The following is a 25,880-nucleotide window of genomic DNA, read 5'->3' as shown; positions in this document are numbered from 1 at the left end:
GGGCGCGTTGACGAGGGGTGCGCTGCCGGTGCCGTCGGACCTGGCCGGTAGCGTGGTGGCATGACGACGGACGCGCAGGGCACCACGACCGACCCGGAGCTCGAAGCCACCGCGCGGATCGCCCGCGACCTCATCCGGATCGACACGACCAACTGGGGCGAAGGCCGCTCGACCGGCGAGACCGAGGCCGCCCACTACGTCGAGGCAGCGCTCCGTGACCTCGGCGCGACGCCGCAGCTGTTCGAGTCCGAACCCGACCGGGTCAGCGTCGTCGCGCGCTTCCCCGGGCGCAACCCGGAGAAGCCGGCCCTCGTCGTGCACGGGCACCTCGACGTCGTCCCCGCTGACCCTGCCAACTGGAGCGTCGACCCGTTCGGCGGCGTGGTCAAGGACGGCATGCTCTGGGGCCGTGGTGCGGTGGACATGAAGAACATGGACGCGATGATGCTGACCGCCCTCGGTGACGTCATCGCCGAGCACGGCGCACCCGAGCGGGACCTCGTGATCGCGTACTTCGCGGACGAGGAAGCCGGCGGGGTGCTCGGCGCCCACCACGTGGTGTCGAACCACCCCGAGGTCTTCGCCGGGGCGACGGCCGCGATCAGCGAGGTCGGCGGCTACTCCGTCACCCTCGACGACCGGCGTGCGTACCTGCTGCAGACCGGCGAGAAGGCCCTCATGTGGATCAAGCTCGTCGCCCGCGGGACGGCCGCCCACGGCTCCCACGTCATCCGCGACAACGCCGTCACGAAGGTCGCCGCCGCGGTCGCCCGCATCGGGAGCGAGGAGTGGCCAGTCCGGCTCTCCGCGACGACCGAGTCGATGGTCACCGAGATCGCACGGTTCCTCGGGGTCGACCCCACGGTGACCGGTCCGGACGAGATCGCCCTCGCGACCGGGTCCGCCTCCCGCTTCATCCACGCGGCGCTGCACACCACGACGAACCCGACCGTGCTCCGGGCCGGCTACAAGCACAACGTGATCCCCGACGCCGCCGAGGCGCTCATCGACGTCCGCTGCCTGCCCGGGGACGAGGACACCGTGCTCGCCCGCGTGCGGGAACTCGCCGGGGACGACGTCGAGGTGGTCATGTCGCACCGGGACATCGGCATGGAGCAGGACTTCGGCGGGCCGCTCGTCGACGCCGTGCGGGACGTCCTCGGCCGTCACGACCCGGGCGCCCCCGTGCTGCCGTACCTGCTCTCCGGCGGCACGGACAACAAGGCCCTCTCGACCCTCGGCATCGCCGGCTACGGCTTCGTGCCGCTGCAGCTGCCAGCGGGCATCGACTTCCCCGCGATGTTCCACGGGGTCGACGAGCGGGTGCCGCTCGAGTCGCTGGCGTTCGGACGGCGCGTGCTCGGCGACCTGCTCGGCTCGTACTGAGACACTGGACGGTCGCCTGACCCGGCGACGCCCGACGACGACCCACTCCGAAAGGCCGCGCCAGTGCACATCCTCGAGGCGATCTTCCTCGGCTTCGTGCAGGGACTGACCGAGTTCCTGCCCGTTTCCTCCAGCGCACACCTGCGCATCGTCGGGCTCTTCCTGCCGGACGCCAAGGACCCGGGCGCCGCGTTCACCGCCGTGACCCAGCTCGGCACCGAGACCGCGGTGCTCATCTACTTCTGGCGGGACATCAGGCGGATCGTCGCCCGCTGGTTCGGGTCGCTCTCCGGCCGGGTGCCGCGCACCGACCCCGACGTCCGGCTCGGCTGGCTGGTCATCCTCGGCACCATCCCGATCGGGGTCGTCGGGCTGCTGCTGCAGGACACGATCGAGACCACGTTCCGGTCGCTCTGGATCGTGGCCGTCGTGCTCATCGTCTTCGGCGTCGTGCTGGGCGTGCTCGACCGCGTCGGCCGCAAGGAGCGCCGCATCGAGCAGATGACGTACGGCGGCGGGATCCTGGTCGGTCTGGCGCAGGTGCTCGCCCTCGTCCCGGGTGTCTCCCGCTCCGGCGCGACCGTGTCGATGGGCCTGGCGCTCGGCTACACCCGCGAAGCCGCCGCCCGGTTCGCGTTCCTCCTCGCCGTGCCCGCGGTGTTCCTGTCCGGGCTGTTCGAGGCCGCCACCAGCCTGAGCGACACGGGCGCACCGTTCGGGCTGGCCGACACGCTGATCGCGACCGTCGTCGCCTTCGGGGTGGGGTACATCGTGATCGCCGCGTTCATGCGCTACATCAGCCGGCGGAGCTTCATGCCCTTCGTGTACTACCGGATCGCACTGGGTATCGTGCTCATCGTGCTGCTGTCGCTCGGAGTGATCAACCCGTGAGGGCCTGGCAGGCCCCGTCCGTCCCCGAGGTCCCCGGCAACGGCCCTCGCCCCGTCGTGCACGACACGGCCGTCGGTCGGCCCGTCGACCCGACGCGCGGGGACGACCGCGCCGCGCTGTACGTGTGCGGCATCACCCCGTACGACGCCACCCACCTCGGCCACGCGGCTACCTACCTGGCGTTCGACACGCTCGGGCGGGCCTGGCGTGACGCCGGCTTCGACGTCGAGTACGCGCAGAACACCACGGACGTCGACGACCCGCTGCTCGAACGCGCCGCGCGGGACGGCGTCGACTGGCAGGACCTCGCCGCGTCGCAGATCGACCTGTTCCGCCGCGACATGGAGGCCCTGCGCATCCTGCCGCCGGACGACTACGTCGCCGTCACGGACGAGGTCGAGCGCATCGCGGAGGCGATCGCGTTCCTGCAGGAGACCGGCTACGCCTACAGCGTGCCCACCCCCGACTCCGAGGGGGACGACCTCTACTTCGACGTCAACCGCCCGACCGAGTCCTGGGCCCTCGGCGACGAGAGCCGCCTGGACCGCGAGACCATGCTGACGCTGTCGGCCGAGCGCGGCGGCGACCCCGATCGCCCGGGCAAGCGCGACCCGCTCGACCCGCTGCTCTGGCGCGCCGCCCGAGCGGGGGAGCCGAGCTGGGAGACGGAGGTCGGCCCGGGTCGTCCCGGCTGGCACATCGAGTGCAGTGTCATCGCCGGCGACCGCCTCGGCCTGCCGATCACCGTGCAGGGCGGCGGCAGCGACCTCGTCTTCCCGCACCACGAGATGAGCGCGGGACACGCTGCGGCCCTGGCGCACCAGCCGCTCGCGAACGCCTACGTGCACACGGGGATGATCGCCTACCAGGGCGAGAAGATCTCGAAGTCGCTCGGCAACCTCGTCACCGTGCGGGGTCTGCTGGACGACGGCGCCGACCCGCGGGCCATCCGCCTGGCACTGCTCTCGCACCGGTACTCGGACGACTGGGAATGGTTCGACGGCGAGCTCGCGAGTGCGACCCGTCGACTCGCGACCTGGGACGCCTGGGCCTCCGGCGGCGCGGGACACGCCGACGACGCCGACGACGTCGTGGCCCGACTCCGTGCCCGCGTGGCGGACGACCTCGACACGCCGGGCGCCGTGGCCGCAGTCGACACCGCGGTCGCGGGCGGCACGCGCTCCACGCCGGCGCTCATCGACGTCGTCGACGCGCTCCTCGGCATCCGCATCGGCTGACGCGTCTGCTCGCTCGCCCGGGAGACGGGCTGGCCACATGACGGACGGGAGGCTCGGTGCCAGCTGGCACCGAGCCTCCCGTCCGTCATGGGCGTGCGTTCCGACCCCTGACACCTGCGATGGCAGGTCGGAACGCGCGTTGCGGGTCGGAAGGAACGACCTGCTAAGCGCGAATCGACTCGCTACGCGCGGGACGACTCGCTACGCGCGGCACGACCCGCGACGCACGGGACGGCCCGCTACTGCGGCGGCTGCGGCGGCCGCCAGGGGCCCTCGCCCGCGGAGCCGCCCCCGTCCTTGCCGTCCTTGCGCTCCCGACGGCGGAGGTACTGCTCGAACTCCTGCGCGATGGCGTCCCCGGAGGCCTCGGGGGAGTCGACGGTGTCGCGGGCCTGCTCGAGCTGCCCGATGTAGGACGCCATGTCCTCGTCGTCGGCGGCCAGGGCGTCGATGCCCTCCTCCCACTCGGAGGCGTCGTCGAGGAGGGTGCCGCGCGGGACGGTGACGTCCGTGAGCTCCTCCATCTTGTCGAGCAGCGACAGCGTGGCCTTCGGCGACGGCGCGTTGTGCACGTAGTGCGGCACCGAGGCCCAGAGCGACAGCGTGGTCAGCCCGGCCTTGTCCATCGTGTCGGACAGCACGCCGAGGATGCCGGTCGGGCCCTCGTACGACGACTTGTCCACGTCGAAGGCCTGGCGGACCTCGGCGTTCTCGCTCGACACGAAGACCGAGATCGGGCGGGTGTGCGGGACGTCGGCGAGCATCGCACCGACGAAGACGACGGCGTCGATCGAGTACACGTCGGCGAGGTCGATGACCTCGGCGCAGAAGGCACGCCACGTCCGCGAGGGCTCCGGGCCGACGAGCACGAAGACGTCGCGGGCCGCGGGGGAGCCGGCGGCGCCGATGACCGGACGGCCGAGCTCACCCGGACCGTGCAGCACGATGCGCGGCCACTCGATCCCGCGCACGCCGTTGTCGTCGGTGCCGACGTTCGGGCGGTTGAACTGGTAGTCGACGTACCGCTCGCCGTCGATCTCCCGGAGTTCGTCGAGCCCGAGCGCGTCGACGATGCGGCGAGCGAGACCACTGGCGGCCTCACCAGCGTCGTTCCAGCCCTCGAAGGCGACGACCAGCAGCCGGCCGTCGTTGAATGTGGAGTGCTGTGGCACGGAGCGGACCTCCTGGAGGTGGAGTGGAGCGGGTCACCAGCGCGCGCACGGCGCGCCGGACGACCGGACACGATCAGGCATCCACTGTAGGCCCCTCGGGCGGGTCGGCCCCGCGCCGGCCGCCGGTAGACTCGACGCCCGTGACTGCGCATCCCCCCGCCCTCGTCCAGCCCGCAGCCGTGCTGTGGGACATGGACGGCACGATCATCGACACCGAGCCGATCTGGCAGCAGTCCCAAGTGGAGCTGACCGGCCGCTACGGCGCCACCTGGACGCACGAGGACGGCCTGTCCCTCGTCGGCAGCGGGCTCGAGCGCTCGGGCGAGATCCTCCGCGACCGTGGCGTCGACATGGAGGTCGAGGAGATCGTCCAGTGGATGACCTCCTACGTGATGGAGCGCCTGCAGGGCGACGACCTGCCGTGGCGCCCCGGTGCACGTGAGCTCGTCGAGGAGCTGCACACCCGCGGCATCCCCACCGCCCTGGTCACGATGTCCCGCCGCACGATGGCCCTCGTGGCCGCCGACGCCCTCGCCGACCACGCCTTCCGGGTCGTCGTCGCCGGTGACGACGTCGAGCACCCGAAGCCGCACCCCGAGGCCTACCTCCGCGCCGCCGCCGAACTCGGTGTGGACGCCACGGCCTGCGTCGCGATCGAGGACTCCGCCACCGGTGTCGCCGCCGCCGTCGCGTCCGGCGCCGTCACGATCGCGGTCGAGCACATCGTCCCGCTCCCCGAGACCGCCGGGGACGTCTACCTGACGTCGCTGGCCGGCATCGACGTCGACCGCCTGGTCGAGCTGACGTCGCCGGCGCTGGCTGCGCGCGGTGGCTCGTCCGTGTCGTCTCGGCCTGGAGGCCCTGGTGCGGTCGACGGGTCCGCCACCGGCACCGAGGGGGTCACCTCGTGAACGCCGAGCTCCCCGACACGACCGGCCTGCCGCACACGGCCGGCGGTGCGCCGCACACCCCGCCGCGCGGCCCGTTCCGGGCCGGGGACCGCGTGCAGCTGACCGGGCCGAAGGGCAAGCTCACGACGCTGTCCCTCGAGCCCGGCGTGATCTACCACACGCACCGCGGCATGCTCGCGCACGACGACGTCATCGGGCAGCCAGACGGGTCCGTCATCACCGCGAGCTCCGGCGACGAGTACCTGGCTCTCCGCCCCCTGCTCAACGACTACGTGATGTCGATGCCGCGCGGTGCCGCGATCGTCTACCCGAAGGACGCGGCCCAGATCGTCGCCTTCGCGGACGTCTTCCCCGGTGCCCGCGTGGTGGAGGCCGGCGTCGGCTCCGGCGCCCTCTCGCTCTGGCTGCTCCGCGCGATCGGTCCGACCGGTCGTCTGCAGTCGTTCGAGCGTCGCGACGAGTTCGCCGAGATCGCCCGCGGCAACGTCGGCACCTTCCTCGGCGCCGTGCCGGACAACTGGAGCGTGACGGTGGGCGACCTCGTCGAGGAGCTCCCCGGTGCCGTCGAGGAGCAGAGCGTCGACCGCGTCGTCCTCGACATGCTCGCGCCGTGGGAGTGCGTGGACGCCGCCGCGGACGCCCTCGTGCCCGGCGGCCTCATCGTCTGCTACGTCGCGACGGTCACCCAGCTGTCCCGCACGGCCGAGGCGCTCCGCGACACCGGGCGCTTCACGGACCCGCAGTCGAGCGAGACCCTGGTCCGCACCTGGCACGTGGAGGGCCTCGCCGTCCGACCGGACCACCGCATGGTGGGGCACACCGGGTTCCTCGTGACGGCGCGTCGCCTGGCCGACGGCGTCGTGCTCCCGAACCTGAAGCGCCGAGCGAGCAAGGCCGAGTTCTCCGACGAGGACGTCGAGGCCTGGACCCCCGGGGCCGTCGGGGACCGGACCGCGAGCGACAAGAAGCTCCGCAAGGTCGCACGGCAGGCGGCCGCGCAGGCCCGCAAGGTCGCGGCGGCCGAGGCGGGCAGCACGGCCGAGACCGATGGTGGCGACCGGTAGGCTTCCGCTGTCGCTCGTCCTGCATCGAACGGAAAGAGGGTCCGTGCGCACCATCCCCGCACTCCTGGTCACCATCGGACTGGCCGCGTCGCTGACCGCGTGCGCGTCGAGCGGCGCAGGGTCGTCCCCGTCGAGCTGTGACGCCCCCGGGTCCGCATCCGAGGCCGTCAGTGCCTCCGGCCGCTTCGGCGCCGAGCCGAAGGTGAACATCCCGACAGGCCTCACGACCAAGGGCACGCAGGTCTCGGTCCTCAAGCAGGGCGAGGGCCGCCGCATCGACGACGGCACCCCCGTGCTCATCGAGTACACGCTCGTCGACGGCACCACCGGCAAGGTCGCGCAGACCAGCGGGTACAACGGCAAGACGGCCCCGATCACCGCGGGCTCGTCGAACGCCGGGGCCCTCGGTGACGCCCTGCAGTGCGCGAACGTCGGGGACCGCCTCGCCGTGGCCCTGCCGCAGAGCGCGCTGGCGAGCGGCGCGAAGGCCACGAAGAAGACCGAGGACGCCGTCGTCGCCGTCATCGACGTCAAGCGCGCGTACGACGCCCGCGCCACCGGCACCCCGCAGGTCGCCGCGGACGGCATGCCCGCGGTCGTGCTCGCGCCGGACGGTGCCCCCGGCATCACGGTGCCCTCGACCACGGCGCCGAAGAGCGACGAGACCCACCTGCTCCGCAAGGGATCCGGCACCGTCCTCACCGCGAAGGACACCGCGGTGATCAAGTACACGGCCGTCACGTGGGGCGAGGACTCCACGGTCGCCGGCTCGAGCTGGACCGACGGCACCGGCGCGCAGACCGTCCCGCTCACCAAGGGACAGGTGCAGGAGGGCGTCCGGAACGCCATCGTCGGCAGCCGCGTCGGGGACCAGGTGCTCGCCGTCGTGCACCAGCAGGGCATCGCCTACGCGTACGTCATCGACGTGCTCGGGGTCATGCCGTCCTGATCACCGGAACGGCCCCGCGGACGGCCCTGACCGACTGTCCACCACCTCGCGCGAGGGTGCACTCCTGCACCCTCGCGCTGCCGTAGGATCGGCTCGTGCCAGCCACCCGTGTGCCCCGCGTACCGGCGGAAGAACGCCTGTTCAGCCTCGTGCTCGCGCTGCTCTCGACCGAAGCCGGGCTGACCAAGTCGGAGATCCTGGCGAACGTGCAGGGCTACCGGCAGCGGTTCACCACGGGCGGTGACAACGCCTCGCTGGAGCGTCAGTTCGAGCGCGACAAGGACGACGTCCGCGAGCTCGGCATCCCGCTCGAGACCATCGAGACCCCGGGCGCCGCCGGCAACAACCAGACGCTCCGCTACCGGATCCCCAAGGGCGAGTACGACCTGCCGCTCGATGTCCGCTTCACCCCGGACGAGTCCGCGCTGCTCTCCCTCGCCGCGATGGCCTGGCGTGAAGGCGCGCTGTCGTCGGATTCCCGCCGCGGCCTGCTCAAGGTCCGCTCGGCCGGGGACGACGAGGGCCCGGGGGAGCCCTTCGGCATCGACGCCTACGCCCCGCGCCTCCGCACCCGCGACGCCGCCTTCGAGCCGCTCCGTGCCGCGCTCGACCGTGCCGCCGGCGTCCGCTTCGACTACATCACCCCGGGCGAGCACGAGCCCCGCCGCCGCGAGCTCCACCCGATGGCGCTCGTGCAGCACGGCGGTCGGTGGATGCTCACCGGCTACGAGCCCTCGACCGACGGCGTGAAGAACTACCTGCTGTCCCGGATCGTCGGCCCGGTCACGTCGTTCCAGGCCGGCCAGCACCCGGCACCCGCCGGGGCCGGGGAACGCGCCCTGACCGAGCTCGACCGGCTCTGGTCCGAGCGCACCGCCACCGTCGCCGTGCAGCCCGGCTCGGACGCTGAACGCCGGCTCGCCCGCCGCCGTGACACCACCACCACGACCGACGGCGCCCTGCTCATCCACTACGTCGACCCGCAGATCCTGGCCGAGGAGCTCGCTGCCTTCGGGCCAGAGCTGCGCGTGCTCGAACCGGACGACGTCCGCGAGCGCGTGGTCGCACGGCTCCGCGCACTCGTCGCCGACCACGCCGAGGGAGCGCTCCGTGGCTGACACCCAACCGCTGCAGGCGCAGGACAAGCTCGCGTTCCTGCTCGCCCTCGTGCCGTACCTCATCGACCGCGAGCGCGTCTCCGTGGCCGAGGCCGCCAGGCACTTCGGTGTGCCCGAGGCCCGGATCCGCCGCGCCGTCGAGCTCATCGCGGTGTCCGGCATCCCCGGCGAGACCATGCAGTACCAGCACGGCGACCTGTTCGACATCGCCTGGGACGACTTCGAGCAGAACGACATGATCGTGCTGACGAACCTCGTCGCGATCGACGACTCCCCGCGGCTCTCCGCCCGAGAAGCCTCCGCGCTCATCGCGGGGCTGCAGTACCTCTCCGCGCTGCCCGAGGCCGCCGACCGCGACGCGATCCGTGCGCTCATGGCCAAGTTGTCCCGTGGTGCCGGGGGAGCGGCCGCGAACGTCGCCGTCGGGCAGGAGCTCCACGACGCCACCCTGACGACGATCCGCCGCGCGATGTCCGAGTGCCGCGGGCTGGTCTTCGACTACGCCGGCCCCCGCAGCAAGGGCAGCACCCGCCGCGTCGACGCCCTGCGGGTCGAGTCGATCGACACCGACTGGTACCTCCGCGCGTGGGACCTCGACCGCCAGGCGCTCCGGACCTTCCGCCTCGACCGGATGACGAACGCCCGCGTGGACGACCGCCCCGCCGAGCGCTCCATCGAGGACGTCGTGATCCCGGACACCCTCTTCCAGCAGAGCTCGAACGACGTCATCGTCACGCTCGAGCTCGACGCCTCGTCGTTGCCCCTCGTGGCCGACTTCCTCGCCGACACCGCCGACGCGCCCGACGACGGCGGCCGCGTGCGCATCCGGCTCGCGGCCTCCGCCGGGTTCGACGGCGTCGTCCGCCTCGTCGCCGGCCTGCCGGGCCGGGCCGTCGTGATCGACCCGCCCGCGGCGCGGGACGCGGTCCGCGACTTCGCCGCCTCGGCGCTCAGCGCCGACTGAGGCGCTGGCGCCTGGCTCGTGGGTCGTGGCGCCTGGCGCCTGGCGCCTGCGCCGCCCGGTCCGCTGCCTGACCGGTCACAACACCCCGCCGGTCGCGCGCGAGTGGTCACGACCTGTCGGCCCGGGCCGTCGGGAGCGACGGCCGGCGACCGCTCGGCGACCGTGAGCGGGGTGTCGTGACCGCTCGCGCCACCAGGTGGGCGAGTCGCGCGGGACGGGAGGCCCGTGGCGGTGCCGCACCGAGCCTCCCGTCCGCCGTGGTGACCGACCTGTGCGTTCGCGGCTCTCGCCGCCGACTGTCGGTCCCGCTGCCGTAGGATCGGGACATGGCTTCGACGACCGCGCGCGGGCGAGAGAAGCGGCAGGGTCGCCAGTCCAGGGAACCCGAAGGCCGCATGTCCCTCGGGCAGCACCTGATCGAGCTGCGCAACCGGCTGTTCAAGGCCGTAGTCGCAGTGCTCCTCGGGGCGGTGGGTGGCTGGTTCCTCACGCCGTTCGTGCTCGACTCACTACGGGCACCCGTGTCCGAGCTCGCCAAGGTCGGCGGGCACACGGCGGAGCTGAACTTCCCGATGATCACGGGCGCGTTCGACCTCCGCCTGCAGATCGCGATCACCATCGGCGTCGTCATCGCCAGCCCGGTGTGGCTCTACCAGATCTGGGCGTTCATCGTCCCGGCGCTCGTGCGTCGTGAGAAGCAGTACGTCTGGGGCTTCCTCGGCACCGCGATCCCGCTGTTCTTCGCCGGCTGCTGGTTCGGCTGGTACGTCCTGCCGCACATCGTCGGCATCCTCGGCAGTTTCGTGTCCAGCCAGGACACCTCGATCGTCGACGCCAAGGCCTACTACGACTTCGTCATCAAGCTCATCGTCGCGGTCGGCATCGCGTTCGTCCTGCCGGTGTTCCTGGTGCTGCTGAACTTCGTCGGGGTGCTCTCGGCGAAGGCGATCATCAAGTCCTGGCGTGTGGCGATCCTCTGCATCCTGGTCTTCTGCGCCATCGTCACGCCGAGCGCCGACGTCATCTCGATGTTCCTGCTCGCGGTCCCGATGGTCGTCCTGTACGTCGCGGCGTGCGTCGTCACGTGGTTCCACGACCGCCGCCTGGCCAAGCGTCAGGCCAAGCTCGACGCCGAGTACGGACTGTGAGCGACACCGGGCTGAGTGCCGCCGAGCGCTTCCAGGCCGCCAGGATCCGCAACCGGTCGCGCAACCTCGAGCTGTTCCGCGCTGACCTCCGCTTCGACCTCGACCCGTTCCAGTTCGCCGCGTGCGACTCGCTCGACCAGGGCCGCAGCGTGCTCGTGGCGGCACCGACCGGCGCCGGCAAGACGATCGTGGCGGAGTTCGCGATCTGGCTGGCAATGCGGCAGCCCACGGCGAAGGTGTTCTACACGACGCCGATGAAGGCGCTGAGCAACCAGAAGTACCAGGAGCTCGTCGACGTCTACGGCGAGACCGAGGTCGGGCTGCTGACCGGCGACACGAACGTGAACCCGCGGGCGCGCGTGGTCGTGATGACGACCGAGGTCCTCCGCAACATGATCTACGCGGACTCGGACCTGCTCGACGACCTGGCCTGGGTCGTCCTCGACGAGGTGCACTACCTCGCCGACCGGTTCCGCGGTGCGGTGTGGGAAGAGGTCATCCTGCACCTGCCGACCGAGGTCCGCCTCGTCTCGCTCTCCGCGACGGTGTCCAACGCCGAGGAGTTCGGCGACTGGCTGCAGACCGTCCGCGGCGAGACCGACGTCATCGTGTCCGAGGACCGGCCCGTGCCGCTCGAGCAGCACGTGCTCGTGGGCAACAAGATGGTCGACCTCTTCGACTCCTCCGGTGCCGCGGCGACCAACCGCGTCAACCCGGAGCTCCTCCGCCTGGTCGGCGGCGCCGCCCGCAACGAGGGCCGCGGCGGCGGGCACCACGGCCGACGTGGCCGTGGCGGGTACCCGGAGCGCCGGGGGCCGCGCACCGAGAAGCTGCACCGCGAGCACATCGCACGGATGCTCGACGAGCGCATGCTCCTGCCCGCGATCTTCTTCGTGTTCAGCCGGGCGGGCTGCGACCAGGGCGTCCGGCAGGTCCTGCGCTCCGGCGTCTCGCTGACCACCTCGCAGGAGCGCAACGAGATCCGCGAGACCGCGGAGTACCACTGCCGCACGCTCCTCGACGAGGACCTCGCCGTGCTCGGGTACTGGGAGTGGCTCGAAGGCCTCGAGCGCGGGGTCGCCGCCCACCACGCCGGCATGCTTCCCGCGTTCAAGGAGGTCGTCGAGGACCTCTTCCAGCGCAAGCTGCTCAAGGTCGTCTTCGCGACCGAGACCCTGGCGCTCGGCGTCAACATGCCGGCGCGCACCGTCGTCCTCGAGAAGCTCGAGAAGTTCAACGGCGAAGCCCGTGTCCCGATCACGCCGGGGGAGTACACCCAGCTGACGGGTCGCGCCGGACGCCGGGGCATCGACGTCGAGGGCCACTCGGTCATCCAGTGGTCCGACGGCCTCGAGCCGCAGGCGGTCGCGTCCCTCGCCAGCCGTCGGACGTACCCGCTGAACTCCTCGTTCAAGCCGACGTACAACATGGCCGTGAACCTCATCGACCAGTTCGGCAGGCAGCGCACCAGAGAGGTCCTCGAGACCTCGTTCGCGCAGTTCCAGGCGGACCGCTCGGTCGTCGACCTCGCGCGCAAGGTGCGGTCGCAGCAGGAGTCCCTCGACGGCTACCAGAAGTCGATGCAGTGCCACCTCGGCGACTTCACCGAGTATGCGGCACTGCGGCGTGAACTCTCCGACCTCGAGCGCTCGAACGTCCCCGGGGGTCGTGAAGCCTCACACGGCGCCCGCGCCGAACGCCAGGCCTCGATCACCGAGGTCCGGCGCGCCCTGCAGCGGCACCCCTGCCACGCCTGCCCCGACCGCGAGGCCCACGCTCGCTGGGCCGAGCGCTGGTACAAGCTCAAGCGCGTCAACGACAAGCTCGTCCAGCAGATCCGCTCGCGCACCGGTGCCGTCGCGACGACCTTCGACCGCGTCACCGACGTGCTGCTCCAGCTCGGCTACCTCGTCCCGACGAACGACGGTTCTGGCGAGGCAACGGTCGCCGCCGGTGGCCGTCGACTCCAGCGCATCTACGGTGACCGCGACCTGCTCGTCGCCGAGTGCCTCGAGGCCGGGGTCTGGAAGGAGCTCACGCCGGGCCAGCTCGCCGCCATGGCCGCGACGATCGTGTACCAGCCCCGCCGCGAGGACGCGCCCGGCACCGAGCACGCCCTGCCGCGCGGGGCGTTCCGGCCGGCGCTCGACCAGACCCTGACCATCTGGGCCCGGCTCGACGACGTGGAGCGGGACGCCCGCCTGTCCGGGTCCCAGCCGCCGACGCCGGCGATCGCGCTCGGCATGTTCCGCTGGGCCTCGGGCTCGGCCCTCGACGACGTCCTCCGCGCACTCGACCTGGCCGCCGGCGACTTCGTCCGCTGGTCCAAGCAGGTCATCGACCTCCTCGACCAGATCAAGAACGCCGGAGACCCCGACCTCGCCGACACCGCCCGCCGCGCGACCGACGCGGTGCGCCGTGGCATCGTCGCGTACGCGACGGTCTGACGGGAGGCTCCGTGTCCGTCCGCGAGTCCGTCGCGCCTCCGCGAGACGGTGGCGTCCCACCGAGACGCCGCGGCCCTGCCGAGACGCCGCCGGTTCCGGCGGTGTCTGGCGACTTCGGCGGCGTCTCGCGGCCCTCGCCGTTCACCGCGCTGCCGGTGCGGGTCGCCCTGCCGCTCGCGGTGATCGGCGGCGTGCTCTTCGCGCTCGCCTTCCCGACGCCCGGGTGGTGGTTCCTGGCCTACCCGGCGGTGGCGTGCACGCTCCTCGCCGCGATGGGCCAGGGGTGGCGCCGTGCGGCCTGGATCGGGTACCTCGGCGGGGTCGCGTTCTGGGTGCCGGCGATCTCCTGGGCCGGGCGCTACCTCGGACCGGTCCCGTGGCTGGCGCTGGCGCTGTTCGAGGCGGCCATGTTCGCCGTCGGCAGCGTGGCCCTCGCCCTCACGTACCGCTGGGTCGCCCGGGTGGTGACGACGACCGCCGGACGCGTGTGGGGCCTCCCGGCCGTGGTCGCCGCGATCTGGACCGGACGCGAGTGGTTCTCCGGGAGCTGGCCCTACGGCGGGTTCGCCTGGGGCCGCGTCGGGCTGTCGCAGTCGGACAGCCCGTTCGCCCACCTGGCCGCCTACGTCGGGGTGCTCGGGCTGTCGTTCGTGGTCGTCTACTGCGTGGCGGTCGTCGTCTCGCTCGGACTGGTGTCCGGCGTCCGGCTCCGCATGCGTGTCGCGACGGCGGGCCTGCTCGTCGCCGCGGTGCTCGCCGTACCCGCCTGGCCGACCGCCACCGACGGCACGATCCGCATCGAGTCCGTGCAGGGCAACGGGCCGGCGGGGTACTTCGACCGGGCACAGCCGGGTGACGTCCTCCGGTCGCAGGTCGCCGCCACCGACGTCGATGCCCGCGGGGTCGATCTGGTGGTCTGGCCCGAGGCCTCGGCCGAGTACGACCCCCGCGCGCAGCCGGTCATCGCGACCGACCTCGACCAGGTCGTGCGCAGCGTCGGGGCCCCGATCGTCGCCGGGGCGATCACACAGACGCCGTCCGGGGTCCTGCACAACACCTCGTTCGTCTGGACCGCGGACGGCTGGCAGTCGTCGTACGACAAGGTGCGCCCGGTGCCGTTCGGCGAGTACGTCCCCGACCGGTGGTTCTTCTCGAAGCTGGCGCCGTCGCTCATCGGGCTGCTGCAGCGCGACTACACGCCGGGGACGAAGCCGAACGTGCTCTCCGTCGCCGGGGTCAAGGCGGGCATCGCGATCTGCTTCGACATCGTCGACGACGGGCTGACCGCCGACATGGCGCGCCGGGGAGCGCAGGTGATCCTCGCGCAGACGAACAACGCCGACTTCTCGGGGACCGACGAGAACCTGCAGCAGCTCGAGATCGCCCGGATGCGCGCGATCGAGAGCGGGCGGTCGCTCGTGAACATCTCGACCGTCGGGGCGTCGCAGGTGATCGACCCCACCGGCCGGACGATCGACCGCGTGCCGGAGTACACCGCCACGTCGATGATCACCGACGTGCCCCTCGGCACCTCGACCACCCCGGCGACGGTGGCCTCCGGAGCGATCACCCTCGTGCTCTCCCTCGGCGGGCTGCTCGTGCTGCTCGCCTGTGCGCCGTGGGGTCGTCGTCGCGGCCGAGGTCGCGCCGCCGTCTGACGCGTCCCCGGTCGCGGCACTGGGAACCCACTGTGAATGCGCCGGTCCCGGAACGGAAGCGCGTGGGACAGTGTTGGAACGGGGGAACGACGAGAGGAGTCCACCATGGCTGATCGGAGTCTCCGCGGCATGCGGCTCGGGAGTCAGAGTCTCCAGAGCGAAGAGGGCGTCGAGCTCTCGGATCGCAAGCGTGCGGTGTACCAGGCCGCGACGGGCGAGACCTTCGACGTGGTGTTCTCGGCCGACGCCGAGGTCCCGCAGAGCTGGTCCGACCCGCGCAGCGGTTTCGAGGGACGCCTGCTCGGCGACGACGGCGTGCCCGTCGAGGTCGCGGCAGAGGACGTCAAGGCACCGCGAACGCACTGGGACATGCTGCTCGAGCGGCGGTCCCGCGAAGAGCTCGAGGAACTGCTGCAGGAACGACTGCAGTTCCTCCGCGCCCGACGCGGCGCCTGACCTGCAACGCACGACGGCCCGCTCCCCTCATCGGGGAGCGGGCCGTCGTCGTTGATGGACCGTTACTGCTGCTGGTCCTCTACTGCTGCTGGTCGTCCCGGAGCTGTGCGCGGGTGGCATCGGCCGCCGCTGCGAGCTTCTCCTCGACGCTGCGGTTCGACTCGGCGAGACGCTCGTCGAGGACGGAGTCCGGGATGATGTCCGACGCCGGAGCGTTCGCCCGCGTCGCTGCCGAGGTGTTCGTGCCGTCGGCCGCTGCGCTGTTCGCCAGGCTCTCGTTGGCGAGCTGCGAGATCTTCGCGAGGAAGTCGCTGCCGCCGGCTGCGCCAGCGCCGCCGGCCGTCGAGCCACCGGTCGACCCACCCGCAGGTGCATCGCCCATGCGCGGTGCGGTGAAGCCCTTCGCGATGCCGGACAGGGCCTCGGTGAACTCGCTCGGGATCATCCACACCTTGTTGGCGGTGCCCTCGGCGATCTTCGGGAGCATCTGCAGGTACTGGTACGACAGGAGCTTCTCGTCCGGGTCGCCGACGTGGATGGCGTCGAAGACGGTCGCGATGGCCTGGGCTTCACCCTCGGCACGGAGCACCTGTGCCTTGGCAGCACCCTCGGCCTGGAGGATCGCCGCCTGACGGGCGCCCTCGGCCTCGAGGATCTGGGACTGCTTGGTGCCCTCGGCCTGCAGGATCGCGGCACGACGGTTCCGCTCGGCACGGAGCTGCTGCTCCATGGCGTCGACGATCGACACGGGCGGCTCGATCGCCTTGAGCTCGACACGGCCCACGCGGATGCCCCACTTGCCGGTGGCTTCGTCGAGGACCACGCGGAGCTGGCCGTTGATGTTGTCGCGGCTGGTCAGGGCCTCTTCCAGGTTGAGGCCACCGACCACGTTGCGGAGCGTGGTGGTCGTGAGCTGCTCGACGGCACCGAGGTAGTTCGCGATCTCGTAGGTCGCCGCACGGGCGTCCGTCACCTGGAAGTAGACGACCGTGTCGATGGAGACGACGAGGTTGTCCTCGGTGATGACGGGCTGCGGCGGGAAGGACACGACCTGCTCGCGCATGTCGAGCAGCGGCCGGAGCCGGTCGATGAACGGCACCAGCAGGTTCAGCCCGGGGGTGAGGGTCTTGTGGTACTTGCCCAGTCGTTCGACCACGCCGGCCGTCGCCTGGGGGACGATCCGGATCGCCTTGGCGAGGACGACGATCACGAAGATGACGATGACGGCGATCAGTACGAAGAGCACGATCGTCCCGGGTGCGAGGGTCATTGAGCTGCCTTCTGTTGGATGCGGACGACGGCGGTCGAGCCCTCGATGGACTCGACGACGACGCCGGTGCCGAGCGGCGGGGTGCGGTCGGGAGCGGCTGCGTCGATGCGCGCGCTCCAGGTCTCGCCGTTGGCCAGGCGGACCTGACCGGGTGCTGTGGTGGTGAACGCGACGGCGACCGTGCCGGGCATGCCGACGAGGCCTTCCATCCCCGTGCGGCGCGGGTCTGCTCCGCGGCCGAGGGCGGCGAGGACGCGGGGGCGCACGAGCGAGAGCAGCACGAGCGCGAGGACCGCGGCGATGATCGTGGAGAGCCACCACGGGGCGCCGAGCAGGGCGGCGATCAACCCACCGGCGGCTCCGGCGGCCAGCATGATGAAGATGAAGTCGAGCGTGAAGACCTCGACCACCCCCAGCACGAGGACCAGTGCGATCCAGATGATCGTCTGGACCCATTCGGTGATGTGCACGCGAGCTCCCTCCCTGTGCCGCGACGGCCCCGCGACGCCGCGGAGCCGGTTCAACTCCGTTCAACATATCGGACGACCACCGACATCTCGCAGGGGATTGGTAGGCTCGCTGCGGTCGACACGGACCCTTCGAACAGGAGAACAGCACTGTGAGCAACCCCCTCGCCCCCGGAGCACTCGCCGGCACCCGCGCCCTCGTCACCGGGTCCTCCCGCGGCATCGGCGCCGACACCGTCGGGTTCCTGGCAGAGGCCGGCGCGAAGGTCGTCGTGAACTACCGCAACAAGGCCCGTCGTGCCGAGCAGATCGCCGAGCGCGTGGTCGCCGCCGGTGGGGACGCCCTCGCCGTGGGTGCTGACCTCACCGACCACGAGTCCGTGCAGGCCATGGTCGACGCCGTCGTGCAGGCCTGGGGCGGCATCGACCTGCTCGTGCTCAACGCCTCCGGCGGCATGGAGTCCGGCATGGGCGACGACTACGCGCTCCGGCTGAACCGTGACGCCCAGGTCGACATGCTCCAGACCGCCGTCCCGCACATGCCCGCCGGGTCCAGGGTCGTCTTCGTCACCAGCCACCAGGCCCACTTCGTCGAGACCGCCGAGACGCTGCCCGAGTACGTGCCCGTCGCCAAGAGCAAGCGTGCCGGCGAACTCGCCCTGCGCGAGCTCGTCCCGCAGCTCGAGGCCGCCGGCATCGAGTTCGTCGTGGTCTCCGGCGACATGATCGAGGGCACCATCACCGCCACGCTCCTGAACCGGATCAACCCCGGCGCGATCGAGGGCCGTCGGCAGGAGGTCGGCAAGCTCTACAGCGTCTCGGAGTTCGCCGCGGAGATCGCGCAGGCCGCCGTCGACCCGATCCCGGCCGACCACACCCGCCTCGTCGGCGACGTGAGCGGCTTCGTCGGCTGAGGGACCACCCGGTTCCGCAGCGTCGGCTAGCGTCGGGGACGTGACTGCCACGCCCGGCCTGCGCCGAACCTCCCGGATCCTGCTCCTCGACCCGGAGGGGCGCGTGTTCCTGATGGACACCAACGCGCCGTCCTCCGACGGCTTCCACCGCTGGATCACGCCGGGCGGCGGTGTCGACCCGGGGGAGTCGCACCGCGACGCGGCGATCCGCGAGCTCCGCGAGGAGACGGGCATCGTCATCACGGACCCCGGCGAGCCGGTCTGGTCGTCGGACTTCGACGTCACGTGGGACCAGGCCGACCACGACCGCGGCCACTCCGAGTTCTACGTCGTGCGCACCGCGGGCTTCTCGCTGTCGAGCGAGGAGTGGACCGAGGACGAGCGCGTCGACATCCTCGACGCCCGGTGGTGGACGGCCGACGAACTCGACGCCACCGACGAACCGTTCGAGCCGCGGGAGCTGCCCGACCTGGTCCGGCGGTTCACTCGCGCGGTGTGAGGACGCAGAACTCGTTGCCCTCGGGGTCGGTGAGGACGACCCACGGGACGTCGTGCTGGCCGACGTCGGCGAGGGCGGCACCCCGGGCGACCAGGGCGTCGACCGCGTCCTGCAGCGACTCGTCGGGCGCGGGTGCCAGGTCGATGTGCAGCCGGTTCTTGACCGTCTTCTCCTCGGGCACGGGGACGAAGACGAGTCCCTGCGGCTGCTGCTCGCGCGGGACGGTGCCGGCGAGCTCGTCGGCGAAGGGCGGCGCGATGACGGCCTCGTCGCCGTCCTCGGACTCGTAGACGAGGGGCCAGCTCAGGGTCTCACCCCACCAGCGGGCGAGCGCCGCGGGGTCACGGCTGTCGATGACGATCGAGTACCAACGGAGTGCCATGGCGACAGCATGGTCCTTCTCCACAGGCTCGTCCAGGGCCCTTCGTGCGGCGGACCGCTGCCGCTAGCCTGACCCGCATGGACACCGACACGGGGCACGTCGCCGACAGCCACGACCGCATCCGGGTGCGCGGTGCGCGGGAGAACAGCCTGCGGGACGTCGACGTCGACCTGCCGAAGCGTCGACTGACCGTGTTCACCGGGGTGTCGGGGTCCGGCAAGAGCTCGCTCGTCTTCGGCACCGTCGCCGCGGAGTCGCAGCGGATGATCAACGAGACCTACAGCGTGTTCGTGCAGGGGTTCATGCCGTCGCTCGGCCGGCCGGACGTCGACCTGCTCGACGGACTGACGACGGCCATCGTCGTCGACCAGGAGCGCATCGGCGCCGACCCCCGCTCCACGGTCGGCACCGCGACGGACGCCAGCGCGATGCTCCGCCTGCTCTTCAGCCGGCTCGGTCAGCCGCACATCGGCGGGCCCAACGCGTTCTCGTTCAACCTCGCGACGGTCACCGCCGGTGGTGCCATCACCGTGCAGCGTGGGACAGAGGCCAAGGCGGAGAAGGTCTCGTTCAGTCGGCTCGGCGGGATGTGCGCCCGGTGCGAAGGACGGGGGAACGTCAGCGAGATCGACCTGACGCAGCTCTTCGACGACGCGCGCGCGTTGAACGACGGCGCGCTCACCGTCCCGGGCTACGGCACGGACGGCTGGAACGTGCGGATGTACGCCGAGTCGGGCTACTACCCCGGGGACAAGCCGATCAGGGACTTCACCGAGCAGGAGCGGCAGGACTTCCTGTACCGCGAGCCCACCAAGCAGAAGATCGCCGGCATCAACATGACGTACGAGGGCCTCGTGCCCCGCGTCAAGCGGTCCCTGCTGCAGAAGGACCGCACGGCGATGCAGCCCCACATCCGCGCGTTCGTCGACCGCGCGGTCACGTTCACCACGTGCCCGGACTGCGACGGCACGCGGCTCAACGACGTCGCACGGTCGTCGAAGATCGGCGGGAAGGACGTCGCCGAGGTCGCCGCGATGCAGATCACCGACCTGTCCGCCTGGCTGCACGGCCTCGACGAGCCGTCCGTCGGTCCGCTGCTCGACGGACTCCGCGACGCCGTCGACGCCTTCGTCGAGATCGGGCTGGGCTACCTGTCGCTCGACCGTCCCACCGGCACGCTCTCCGGCGGCGAGGGGCAGCGCGTGAAGATGGTGAAGCACCTCGGGTCCTCGTTGAGCGACATCACCTACGTCTTCGACGAGCCGAGCACGGGGCTGCACCCGCACGACATCGAGCGGATGAACCGGCTGCTGCTGCGCCTGCGCGACAAGGGCAACACCGTGCTGGTCGTCGAGCACAAGCCGGAGGTCATCGCGATCGCGGACCACGTCGTCGACCTCGGGCCCGGGGCGGGCGCCGCCGGGGGCACGCTCTGCTACCAGGGGCCCGTCGACGGCCTGCGCGCGAGCGGCACGGTGACGGGTCGGCACCTGGACGACCGCGTCTCCGTCAAGGCGACCGTGCGCCAGCCCACGGGTGTCATCGAGATCCGCGGCGCCGACCGGCACAACCTGCGGGACGTCGACGTGGACGTCCCGCTCGGGGTCCTGACCGTGGTGACCGGCGTCGCCGGCTCCGGCAAGAGCACGCTCGTCCACGGGTCGCTGTCCCACCGTGACGACGTCGTCACCGTCGACCAGAGCGGCATCCGCGGGTCCCGGCGCAGCAACCCGGCCACGTACACCGGGCTGCTCGAACCCGTCCGGAAGGCCTTCGCGAAGGCGAACGGCGTCAAGCCCGCGCTGTTCAGCGCGAACTCCGAGGGCGCCTGCCCCGCGTGCAACGGTGCCGGCGTGATCTACACGGACCTCGGGATGATGGCCGGCGTCTCCACCACCTGCGCGGAGTGCGAGGGTCGCCGGTTCGACCAGTCGGTCCTCGCGTACCGGCTCGGTGGCAAGGACATCAGCGAGGTCCTGGCGATGTCCGTCACCGAGGCCCTCGACTTCTTCGGCGCGGGGGAGTCCCGTCTGCTGGCCGCACACACCCTGCTCACCCGGCTCGCCGACGTCGGGCTCGGCTACCTGACGATCGGCCAGCCGCTCACCACGCTCTCGGGCGGGGAACGCCAGCGCCTGAAGCTCGCGACGCACCTGGGGGAGCCCGGCGGGGTGATCGTCCTCGACGAGCCGACCACCGGCCTGCACCTCGCGGACGTCGCGCAGCTGCTCGGGCTGCTCGACCGGATGGTCGACGCGGGCAGGACCGTCGTGGTGATCGAGCACCACCAGGCCGTGATGGCGCACGCGGACCACCTCATCGACCTCGGGCCCGGAGCTGGGCACGACGGCGGTCAGGTCGTGTTCCAGGGCACGCCGGCCGCGCTGGTCGCTGCACGCTCGACCCTGACGGGGCAGCACCTGGCGGCGTACGTCGGGGCCTGACCGGCCCCTGCGCCGTCGCCGAACGGGAGGCTCCGTGCCGGACCCGGGACGAGCCTCCTGTCCGGCGCGGTGACCGGTGGGCGCACCTCGCGGCCGTCCTCAGGCCCGCGCGCGTAGCGTCCCGCCCATGAGCTACAGCCAGCCGGATCCGGCAGAAGAGACCACGCAGGCAGACGCACCGGAGCAGCCGGACACGGCCTCCAGCAACGTCGAGGAACAGGGCGAGGAGCACGCCGCGCTCGAGATCGACGCGGACGACGTGCCGACCTCCGAGGCCTGAGCCCCACCCATCCACCGGACCGCGGTCCGGACACAGCACCCCGCAGCGACGGGGTGCCGTGTCCGGGCCGCGGTTCTGTCATGCCCGGGAGGGGGACGTGTGCGTCAGCCCGACGGCCACGACCTGACCAGCCGGACGTACTCGGGGTGCTCCTGGTCGGGTTCGCCGCGCACGAACCCGGCGGCCGCGTAGGCCCGCAGCGCCGGGGTGTTGCCCGGCACGACGAACAGTGCGAGCTCGGTCAGGCCGAGCGCCCGGGCCTCGGCCACGGCGAGCGCCACGAGGGCACCGGAGAGCCCCTTCCCGCGGAGTCGTGGTGCGAGGACGATCCGTGCCAGCCGCCCGGTCGTCGCGGTGACGCGGACGACCGCCACGTGCCCGACGACGTCGTCGGGGTCGTCGGCGGGCGTGACCGTCAGCGGGACTCGGTCGTCCCCGGTGGACGCGGCGACCAGGTCGGACGCCCGGTAGGGCCAGGGCGCACCGGTGCCGGCGACGGCGACGGCGTCCTCCGGCGTGTGGAACCAGGCGACGACGGTCGCGGCGTCGGTGGCGCGGAACGGCCGGAGGGCGATCGGCTGGGTGTCGTGGTCCATCGTCTTCCAAACGTAACAAAACTGAAAAGAACCTGTCGTACTGTAATCATCACTACAGCACCAATCGCTCCACCTCCCCGACACGGACTCCGCACCAGCACCGGTGCACAGAAGCGAAGAGGCAACGATGAGACAACGGAATCGGGCGGCCGTGGCCGCGGTGACAGCGGCAGCAGCCCTGGTCCTCGCGGGCTGCAGCGCCGGCGGCTCGGCGGACACCGCCGGCACCGCCGCCGGTGGACACCCGAAGGGCGGTGTCCTGACGATGGCGCGCTCCGCCGACATCATCTCGATGGACAACACCACGACCTTCGACAACAACTCCATCCACGTGATGCAGCAGATCATGGAGCCGCTGTTCAACGTGAGCGCGGACGGCAAGAAGCTCCAGCCGTGGCTGGCGACCGGGTACGACGCGTCGAACGACGGCAAGAAGTACACGATCCACCTCCGCAAGGGCGTCGAGTTCTCCAACGGGGACCCGATGACCGCGAAGGACGTCGTCTTCTCCATCAACGCCGACACCGCCACCGGTTCGTCCGGCTGGGGCTACATCAACGCGGCGATCGACAAGGTCAGCGCCGTCGACGACGAGACCGTCGAGATCGACCTCAAGTACGCCTGGGCACCGCTCATCGCCGACCTGTCGCTGTTCAGCAACGCGATCGTCCCCGACAACTACGGCGGCGAGTCGAAGAAGGAGTTCTACACGCACCCGGTCGGCACCGGTCCGTTCGTGTGGGAGTCCTGGAAGAAGGGGCAGTCGCTCAGCCTGACGGCGAACGACGACTACTGGCAGAAGGGCAAGCCCTACCTCGACGGCGTCAAGTGGACCGTCGTGCCGGACGCCAACACCCGCAAGCTCCAGGTGCAGGGCGGTCAGGTCGACATCGACGACACCCCGGACTGGTCGAGCCTGTCGTCGCTGAAGTCGGCGGCCGGGGTCAAGGCGGACACGTTCAAGTCGACGCAGATCGACTACGTCGCCTTCAACCAGCAGCGTAAGCCGTTCGACGACGTGCACGTGCGCCGCGCGATCGCGTACGCGCTGGACCGCAAGGCGATGGTCAAGGCCGTGCTGTTCGGCAACGGCACGACGGCGAACTCGCTGCTCTCGCCCGGCACGCCCTACTACGACGCCAAGGCCGAGGGCCCGACGTTCGACGTCGCGAAGGCGAAGGCGGAGCTGGCGAAGTCGTCGCAGCCCGACGGCTTCACCACGACGCTGCTGATCCGGTCGGGTGACCCGAACCAGACGTCCATCTCGCAGATCATGCAGGCCGAGCTCAAGAAGATCGGCATCACGATGAAGATCAAGCAGCTCGACCCGACGGCGAACAAGCAGGCCCGACTTGCCGGCGACTTCGACATGGCGTGGTCCGCCTGGACGATGGACATCCCGGACCCCGACGAGTGGACCTCCTTCGCGGTCGACCCCGAGGGCGGCTCGAACTCGGCCTTCACGCACTACGACAACCCGGACGTCATCGCGGTCAACAAGCAGGCGCAGCAGGAGACGGACCCGGCCAAGCGCCAGGAGCTGTACTCCGAGCTCCAGCAGAAGACCGGTGACGACGCCTTCCTGGCGTACCTGTACTACTCGCCCTACGTGTTCGCGACCACCGACAAGGTGAACGACTTCCACGTGACGCCGCTCGGCAACTACCAGCTCGAGGACGTCTCCAAGAGCAAGTGACTCCGTCGGGGTCCGGCCGCCCGCCGGACCCCGACACCGGTGGGGTCCGACTCCGGTCGGACCCCACCGCCCCTCTCGGAAAGGCAGTCATGCTCCACCGGCTCCGGTTCATCCCCGGACGGCTCCTGCAGGCCGTCCCGGTCGCGTTCGGCGTGACCATCATCGTGTTCTTCCTCTCCCACCTGCTGCCGGGCAACGCGGCACTCGCGCTCCTCGGCGAACGGGCGACGAAGGCCAGCGTCGCGGCGCTGACCGAACAGCTCGGCCTGGACCGCCCGCTGTGGGAGCAGTACTTCCGGTTCCTCGGGCAGATCGTGCACGGCAACCTCGGCACGAGCCTCACCTACCAGCTCCCCGTCGGGCAGCTGGTGCTGCAGGCGGTGCCGGTCACCCTGTCGCTCCTCGGCCTCGCGCTGGTGATGGCGCTCGTGATCAGCATCCCGCTCGCCTCGCTCGCCGCGAGCCGTCCGAACCGCGCCGGCGACCTGTTCGCCCGCGGGTTCACCCTGCTCGGTCAGGGCATGCCGCAGTTCTGGGTCGGCATCATGCTGATCCTGCTGCTCGCCGTGAACGTGCGGGCCTTCCCCGTCGGTGGGTACGGCGACGGTGCCGGCGCCCACCTGTACTTCCTGTTCCTGCCGGCGCTGACGCTGGCGATCGCGATGTCCCCGACGATCATCAGGAGCCTCCGGGCGTCGATGATCGGGGTGCTCGAGTCCGAGTACGTGGGCACCGCGAAGTCGAAGGGCGCCGCTGGCATGCCGCTGTTCCGCGACCACGTGCTCCGCAACGCGGCGATCCCGACGGTGTCGATCATCGGCGTGAACCTCGGGTACCTGGTCGGCGGGTCGCTCGTCATCGAGAAGGTGTTCGCGCTGCCGGGCCTCGGCTCGCTCATGGTGAACGCGATCTTCGCCCGTGACTTCCCGACGATCCAGGGCGTGACGCTGTTCGTCGCGATCTTCGTCGTCGTGGTCGGGATCCTGACCGACGTCGTCTACACGATGCTCGACCCGCGGGTCGACCTGGCCGGAGGCACCACCCCATGACCACCCCCACCGCCGCGCTCGTGGGCTTCAAGCAGCGCCGTCGGGCGTCGCGCTCCCGGTCGCTCCGCGCCTGGTACCGCAACGGCTCCCTGATGGCGGGCATCGTCATCGTCGGCCTGCTGGTGCTCGTCGCCGTGCTGGCCCCGGTGATCGCGCCCTACGACCCGATCGCCCAGCACCTCGAGCAGGCACTCGAGTCCCCGAGCGCCGCGCACTGGCTCGGCACCGACAAGTACGGCCGCGACGTCCTGTCCCGCCTGATCTGGGGCGCCCGCGTCGACCTGCGCGTCGGCTTCCTCGCGGTGCTCATCCCGTTCGTCGTGGGCAGCGTCATCGGGGCGATCGCCGGGTACGTCGGTGGCATCGTCGACACCATCCTGATGCGCATCGTCGACGTGTTCTTCGCGTTCCCCTTCTACGTCATGGTCATCGTGCTGGTCTTCGTCCTCGGCGCGGGGGAGACGAGCATCTACCTCGCGATCGCGGCGGTCTCGTGGGTGTCCTACGCCAAGATCGTCCGCGGCGAGGTCATCGTCGCCCGCCAGCAGGACTACGTCGTCGCCGCCCGGCTCGGCGGCATGTCCCACGCCCGGCTGCTCGTCCGCCACATCGCCCCGAACGTGATGAGCCAGGCGGTGATCTACGCGATGAGCGACATCGTGATGGACATCATGGCGATCGTCACGCTCGGCTACCTCGGCCTGGGCATCGAGCCACCGACGGCCGAGTGGGGCTCGATGATCGTGGACGGCCAGGAGTTCATCACCACCCAGTGGCAGCAGACCACGATCCCCGGGCTGGTCGTCGTCGTCACGAGCCTCGGCCTGTCCTGGCTCGGCGACGGCATCAGCGACCTGCTGAGCCCCGACCGGAGGCGCTGA

24 protein-coding genes are annotated in these 25,880 nt (G+C 71.2%); 19 read left to right on the top strand and 5 right to left on the bottom strand.

What is annotated here, in order from left to right; genetic code table 11:
- Window positions 1-60 precede the first annotated feature (60 nt).
- The 3 genes from OXR63_RS00200 (at window position 61) to mshC (ending at window position 3,515) form a co-directional block, all read left to right on the top strand.
- Complete coding sequence (locus OXR63_RS00200) at window positions 61-1,386, top strand: M20/M25/M40 family metallo-hydrolase (RefSeq protein WP_267419219.1); 1,326 nt, start codon at window positions 61-63, stop codon at window positions 1,384-1,386.
- A gap of 63 nt (window positions 1,387-1,449) precedes the next feature.
- Window positions 1,450-2,277, top strand: coding sequence for an undecaprenyl-diphosphate phosphatase (locus OXR63_RS00195; RefSeq protein ID WP_267419218.1), 828 nt, complete (start codon window positions 1,450-1,452; stop codon window positions 2,275-2,277).
- Window positions 2,274-3,515: a cysteine--1-D-myo-inosityl 2-amino-2-deoxy-alpha-D-glucopyranoside ligase gene (gene mshC / locus OXR63_RS00190; protein WP_267419217.1), complete on the top strand. Its 1,242-nt coding sequence runs from the start codon at window positions 2,274-2,276 to the stop codon at window positions 3,513-3,515. Before OXR63_RS00195 ends, mshC begins: the two co-directional genes overlap by 4 nt.
- Window positions 3,516-3,754: 239 nt before the next feature.
- Here the strand turns inward: mshC and OXR63_RS00185 are convergent, their stop codons facing one another.
- A complete protein-coding gene (locus tag OXR63_RS00185; protein ID WP_267419216.1) occupies window positions 3,755-4,687 on the bottom strand; it encodes a proteasome assembly chaperone family protein in 933 nt (310 codons plus the stop codon).
- Window positions 4,688-4,827: 140 nt separating this feature from the next.
- Here OXR63_RS00185 and OXR63_RS00180 point away from each other — a divergent pair, with 140 nt between their 5' ends.
- From OXR63_RS00180 to OXR63_RS00140, 9 genes are all read left to right on the top strand, one after another.
- Window positions 4,828-5,598, top strand: a complete 771-nt coding sequence (locus tag OXR63_RS00180) for an HAD family hydrolase (protein ID WP_267419215.1) — start codon at window positions 4,828-4,830, stop codon at window positions 5,596-5,598.
- Between the two features lie 26 nt (window positions 5,599-5,624).
- Entirely contained in the window at window positions 5,625-6,662 is a 1,038-nt protein-coding gene (locus tag OXR63_RS00175) for a tRNA (adenine-N1)-methyltransferase (protein ID WP_267419415.1), read from the top strand.
- 43 nt (window positions 6,663-6,705) lie between these two features.
- Window positions 6,706-7,611 (top strand): FKBP-type peptidyl-prolyl cis-trans isomerase, encoded by a 906-nt coding sequence (locus OXR63_RS00170; RefSeq protein ID WP_267419214.1) that lies wholly within the window; start codon window positions 6,706-6,708, stop codon window positions 7,609-7,611.
- Window positions 7,612-7,706: 95 nt separating this feature from the next.
- Window positions 7,707-8,729, top strand: a complete 1,023-nt coding sequence (locus OXR63_RS00165; RefSeq protein ID WP_267419213.1) for a helix-turn-helix transcriptional regulator — start codon at window positions 7,707-7,709, stop codon at window positions 8,727-8,729.
- Window positions 8,722-9,693, top strand: coding sequence for a helix-turn-helix transcriptional regulator (locus OXR63_RS00160; protein WP_267419212.1), 972 nt, complete (start codon window positions 8,722-8,724; stop codon window positions 9,691-9,693). The genes OXR63_RS00165 and OXR63_RS00160 overlap by 8 nt, the downstream gene beginning before the upstream one ends.
- 395 nt (window positions 9,694-10,088) lie before the next feature.
- Window positions 10,089-10,841, top strand: coding sequence for a twin-arginine translocase subunit TatC (gene tatC / locus OXR63_RS00155; RefSeq protein ID WP_267419413.1), 753 nt, complete (start codon window positions 10,089-10,091; stop codon window positions 10,839-10,841).
- Complete coding sequence (locus OXR63_RS00150; protein WP_267419211.1) at window positions 10,838-13,288, top strand: DEAD/DEAH box helicase; 2,451 nt, start codon at window positions 10,838-10,840, stop codon at window positions 13,286-13,288. The genes tatC and OXR63_RS00150 overlap by 4 nt, the downstream gene beginning before the upstream one ends.
- Before the next feature lie 101 nt (window positions 13,289-13,389).
- Window positions 13,390-14,946 carry an apolipoprotein N-acyltransferase gene (gene lnt / locus OXR63_RS00145; protein ID WP_267419209.1) on the top strand — a complete coding sequence of 519 codons (1,557 nt, stop codon included), beginning with the start codon at window positions 13,390-13,392 and terminating at the stop codon, window positions 14,944-14,946.
- Between the two features lie 105 nt (window positions 14,947-15,051).
- Complete coding sequence (locus tag OXR63_RS00140) at window positions 15,052-15,402, top strand: RNA polymerase-binding protein RbpA (protein WP_071275321.1); 351 nt, start codon at window positions 15,052-15,054, stop codon at window positions 15,400-15,402.
- A gap of 79 nt (window positions 15,403-15,481) precedes the next feature.
- Here the strand turns inward: OXR63_RS00140 and OXR63_RS00135 are convergent, their stop codons facing one another.
- Window positions 15,482-16,672 carry an SPFH domain-containing protein gene (locus tag OXR63_RS00135; RefSeq protein WP_267419202.1) on the bottom strand — a complete coding sequence of 397 codons (1,191 nt, stop codon included), beginning with the start codon at window positions 16,670-16,672 and terminating at the stop codon, window positions 15,482-15,484.
- Entirely contained in the window at window positions 16,669-17,142 is a 474-nt protein-coding gene (locus OXR63_RS00130) for an NfeD family protein (RefSeq protein WP_267419201.1), read from the bottom strand. The genes OXR63_RS00135 and OXR63_RS00130 overlap by 4 nt, the downstream gene beginning before the upstream one ends.
- 149 nt (window positions 17,143-17,291) lie before the next feature.
- On the opposite strand from OXR63_RS00130, the gene OXR63_RS00125 reads away from it, so the two are divergent.
- Window positions 17,292-18,053 carry an SDR family oxidoreductase gene (locus tag OXR63_RS00125; RefSeq protein WP_267419200.1) on the top strand — a complete coding sequence of 254 codons (762 nt, stop codon included), beginning with the start codon at window positions 17,292-17,294 and terminating at the stop codon, window positions 18,051-18,053.
- A gap of 40 nt (window positions 18,054-18,093) precedes the next feature.
- Window positions 18,094-18,552 (top strand): NUDIX hydrolase, encoded by a 459-nt coding sequence (locus OXR63_RS00120; protein WP_267419199.1) that lies wholly within the window; start codon window positions 18,094-18,096, stop codon window positions 18,550-18,552.
- Here the strand turns inward: OXR63_RS00120 and OXR63_RS00115 are convergent.
- Window positions 18,536-18,934 carry a VOC family protein gene (locus OXR63_RS00115; protein ID WP_267419198.1) on the bottom strand — a complete coding sequence of 133 codons (399 nt, stop codon included), beginning with the start codon at window positions 18,932-18,934 and terminating at the stop codon, window positions 18,536-18,538. The genes OXR63_RS00120 and OXR63_RS00115 overlap by 17 nt on opposite strands.
- 77 nt (window positions 18,935-19,011) lie before the next feature.
- Between OXR63_RS00115 and OXR63_RS00110 the strand changes: the two genes are divergently transcribed.
- On the top strand, window positions 19,012-21,378 hold the full coding sequence (locus tag OXR63_RS00110; protein WP_267419197.1) for an excinuclease ABC subunit UvrA: 2,367 nt from the start codon (window positions 19,012-19,014) through the stop codon (window positions 21,376-21,378).
- A gap of 127 nt (window positions 21,379-21,505) precedes the next feature.
- The gene (locus OXR63_RS00105; RefSeq protein WP_267419196.1) at window positions 21,506-21,658 is read left to right on the top strand and encodes a hypothetical protein; all 153 of its coding nucleotides are present in this window, start codon (window positions 21,506-21,508) and stop codon (window positions 21,656-21,658) included.
- 104 nt (window positions 21,659-21,762) lie between these two features.
- On the opposite strand, the gene OXR63_RS00100 is transcribed toward OXR63_RS00105, so the two are convergent.
- Entirely contained in the window at window positions 21,763-22,254 is a 492-nt protein-coding gene (locus OXR63_RS00100) for a GNAT family N-acetyltransferase (protein WP_267419195.1), read from the bottom strand.
- Between the two features lie 127 nt (window positions 22,255-22,381).
- On the opposite strand from OXR63_RS00100, the gene OXR63_RS00095 reads away from it, so the two are divergent.
- The 3 genes from OXR63_RS00095 to OXR63_RS00085 all read left to right on the top strand — a co-directional run bounded on the left by OXR63_RS00095 (window position 22,382) and on the right by OXR63_RS00085 (window position 25,880).
- Window positions 22,382-23,950, top strand: a complete 1,569-nt coding sequence (locus OXR63_RS00095; protein ID WP_267419194.1) for an ABC transporter substrate-binding protein — start codon at window positions 22,382-22,384, stop codon at window positions 23,948-23,950.
- Between the two features lie 89 nt (window positions 23,951-24,039).
- Window positions 24,040-24,999 (top strand): ABC transporter permease, encoded by a 960-nt coding sequence (locus OXR63_RS00090; RefSeq protein WP_267419193.1) that lies wholly within the window; start codon window positions 24,040-24,042, stop codon window positions 24,997-24,999.
- Entirely contained in the window at window positions 24,996-25,880 is an 885-nt protein-coding gene (locus tag OXR63_RS00085) for an ABC transporter permease (protein ID WP_267419192.1), read from the top strand. The genes OXR63_RS00090 and OXR63_RS00085 overlap by 4 nt, the downstream gene beginning before the upstream one ends.

Origin of the sequence: Curtobacterium sp. GC_Cur_3 (assembly GCF_026544205.1) — a bacterium.
Taxonomy (GTDB): Bacteria; Actinomycetota; Actinomycetes; order Actinomycetales; family Microbacteriaceae; genus Curtobacterium.
Note: the sequence above shows the minus strand (reverse complement) of the source record. Positions and strands in the feature narration are given on the sequence as shown.

What these genes read in the sequence shown, in the direction of transcription:
- OXR63_RS00200 (WP_267419219.1), top strand. Translation starts at nt 61, where the DNA reads ATGACGACGGACGCGCAGGGCACCACGACCGACCCGGAGCTCGAAGCC.
- tatC (WP_267419413.1), top strand. Translation starts at nt 10,089, where the DNA reads ATGTCCCTCGGGCAGCACCTGATCGAGCTGCGCAACCGGCTGTTCAAG.
- OXR63_RS00140 (WP_071275321.1), top strand. Translation starts at nt 15,052, where the DNA reads ATGGCTGATCGGAGTCTCCGCGGCATGCGGCTCGGGAGTCAGAGTCTC.
- OXR63_RS00135 (WP_267419202.1), bottom strand. Translation starts at nt 16,672, where the DNA reads ATGACCCTCGCACCCGGGACGATCGTGCTCTTCGTACTGATCGCCGTC.
- OXR63_RS00115 (WP_267419198.1), bottom strand. Translation starts at nt 18,934, where the DNA reads ATGGCACTCCGTTGGTACTCGATCGTCATCGACAGCCGTGACCCCGCG.
- OXR63_RS00110 (WP_267419197.1), top strand. Translation starts at nt 19,012, where the DNA reads ATGGACACCGACACGGGGCACGTCGCCGACAGCCACGACCGCATCCGG.
- OXR63_RS00105 (WP_267419196.1), top strand. Translation starts at nt 21,506, where the DNA reads ATGAGCTACAGCCAGCCGGATCCGGCAGAAGAGACCACGCAGGCAGAC.
- OXR63_RS00100 (WP_267419195.1), bottom strand. Translation starts at nt 22,254, where the DNA reads ATGGACCACGACACCCAGCCGATCGCCCTCCGGCCGTTCCGCGCCACC.
- OXR63_RS00095 (WP_267419194.1), top strand. Translation starts at nt 22,382, where the DNA reads ATGAGACAACGGAATCGGGCGGCCGTGGCCGCGGTGACAGCGGCAGCA.
- OXR63_RS00090 (WP_267419193.1), top strand. Translation starts at nt 24,040, where the DNA reads ATGCTCCACCGGCTCCGGTTCATCCCCGGACGGCTCCTGCAGGCCGTC.
- OXR63_RS00085 (WP_267419192.1), top strand. Translation starts at nt 24,996, where the DNA reads ATGACCACCCCCACCGCCGCGCTCGTGGGCTTCAAGCAGCGCCGTCGG.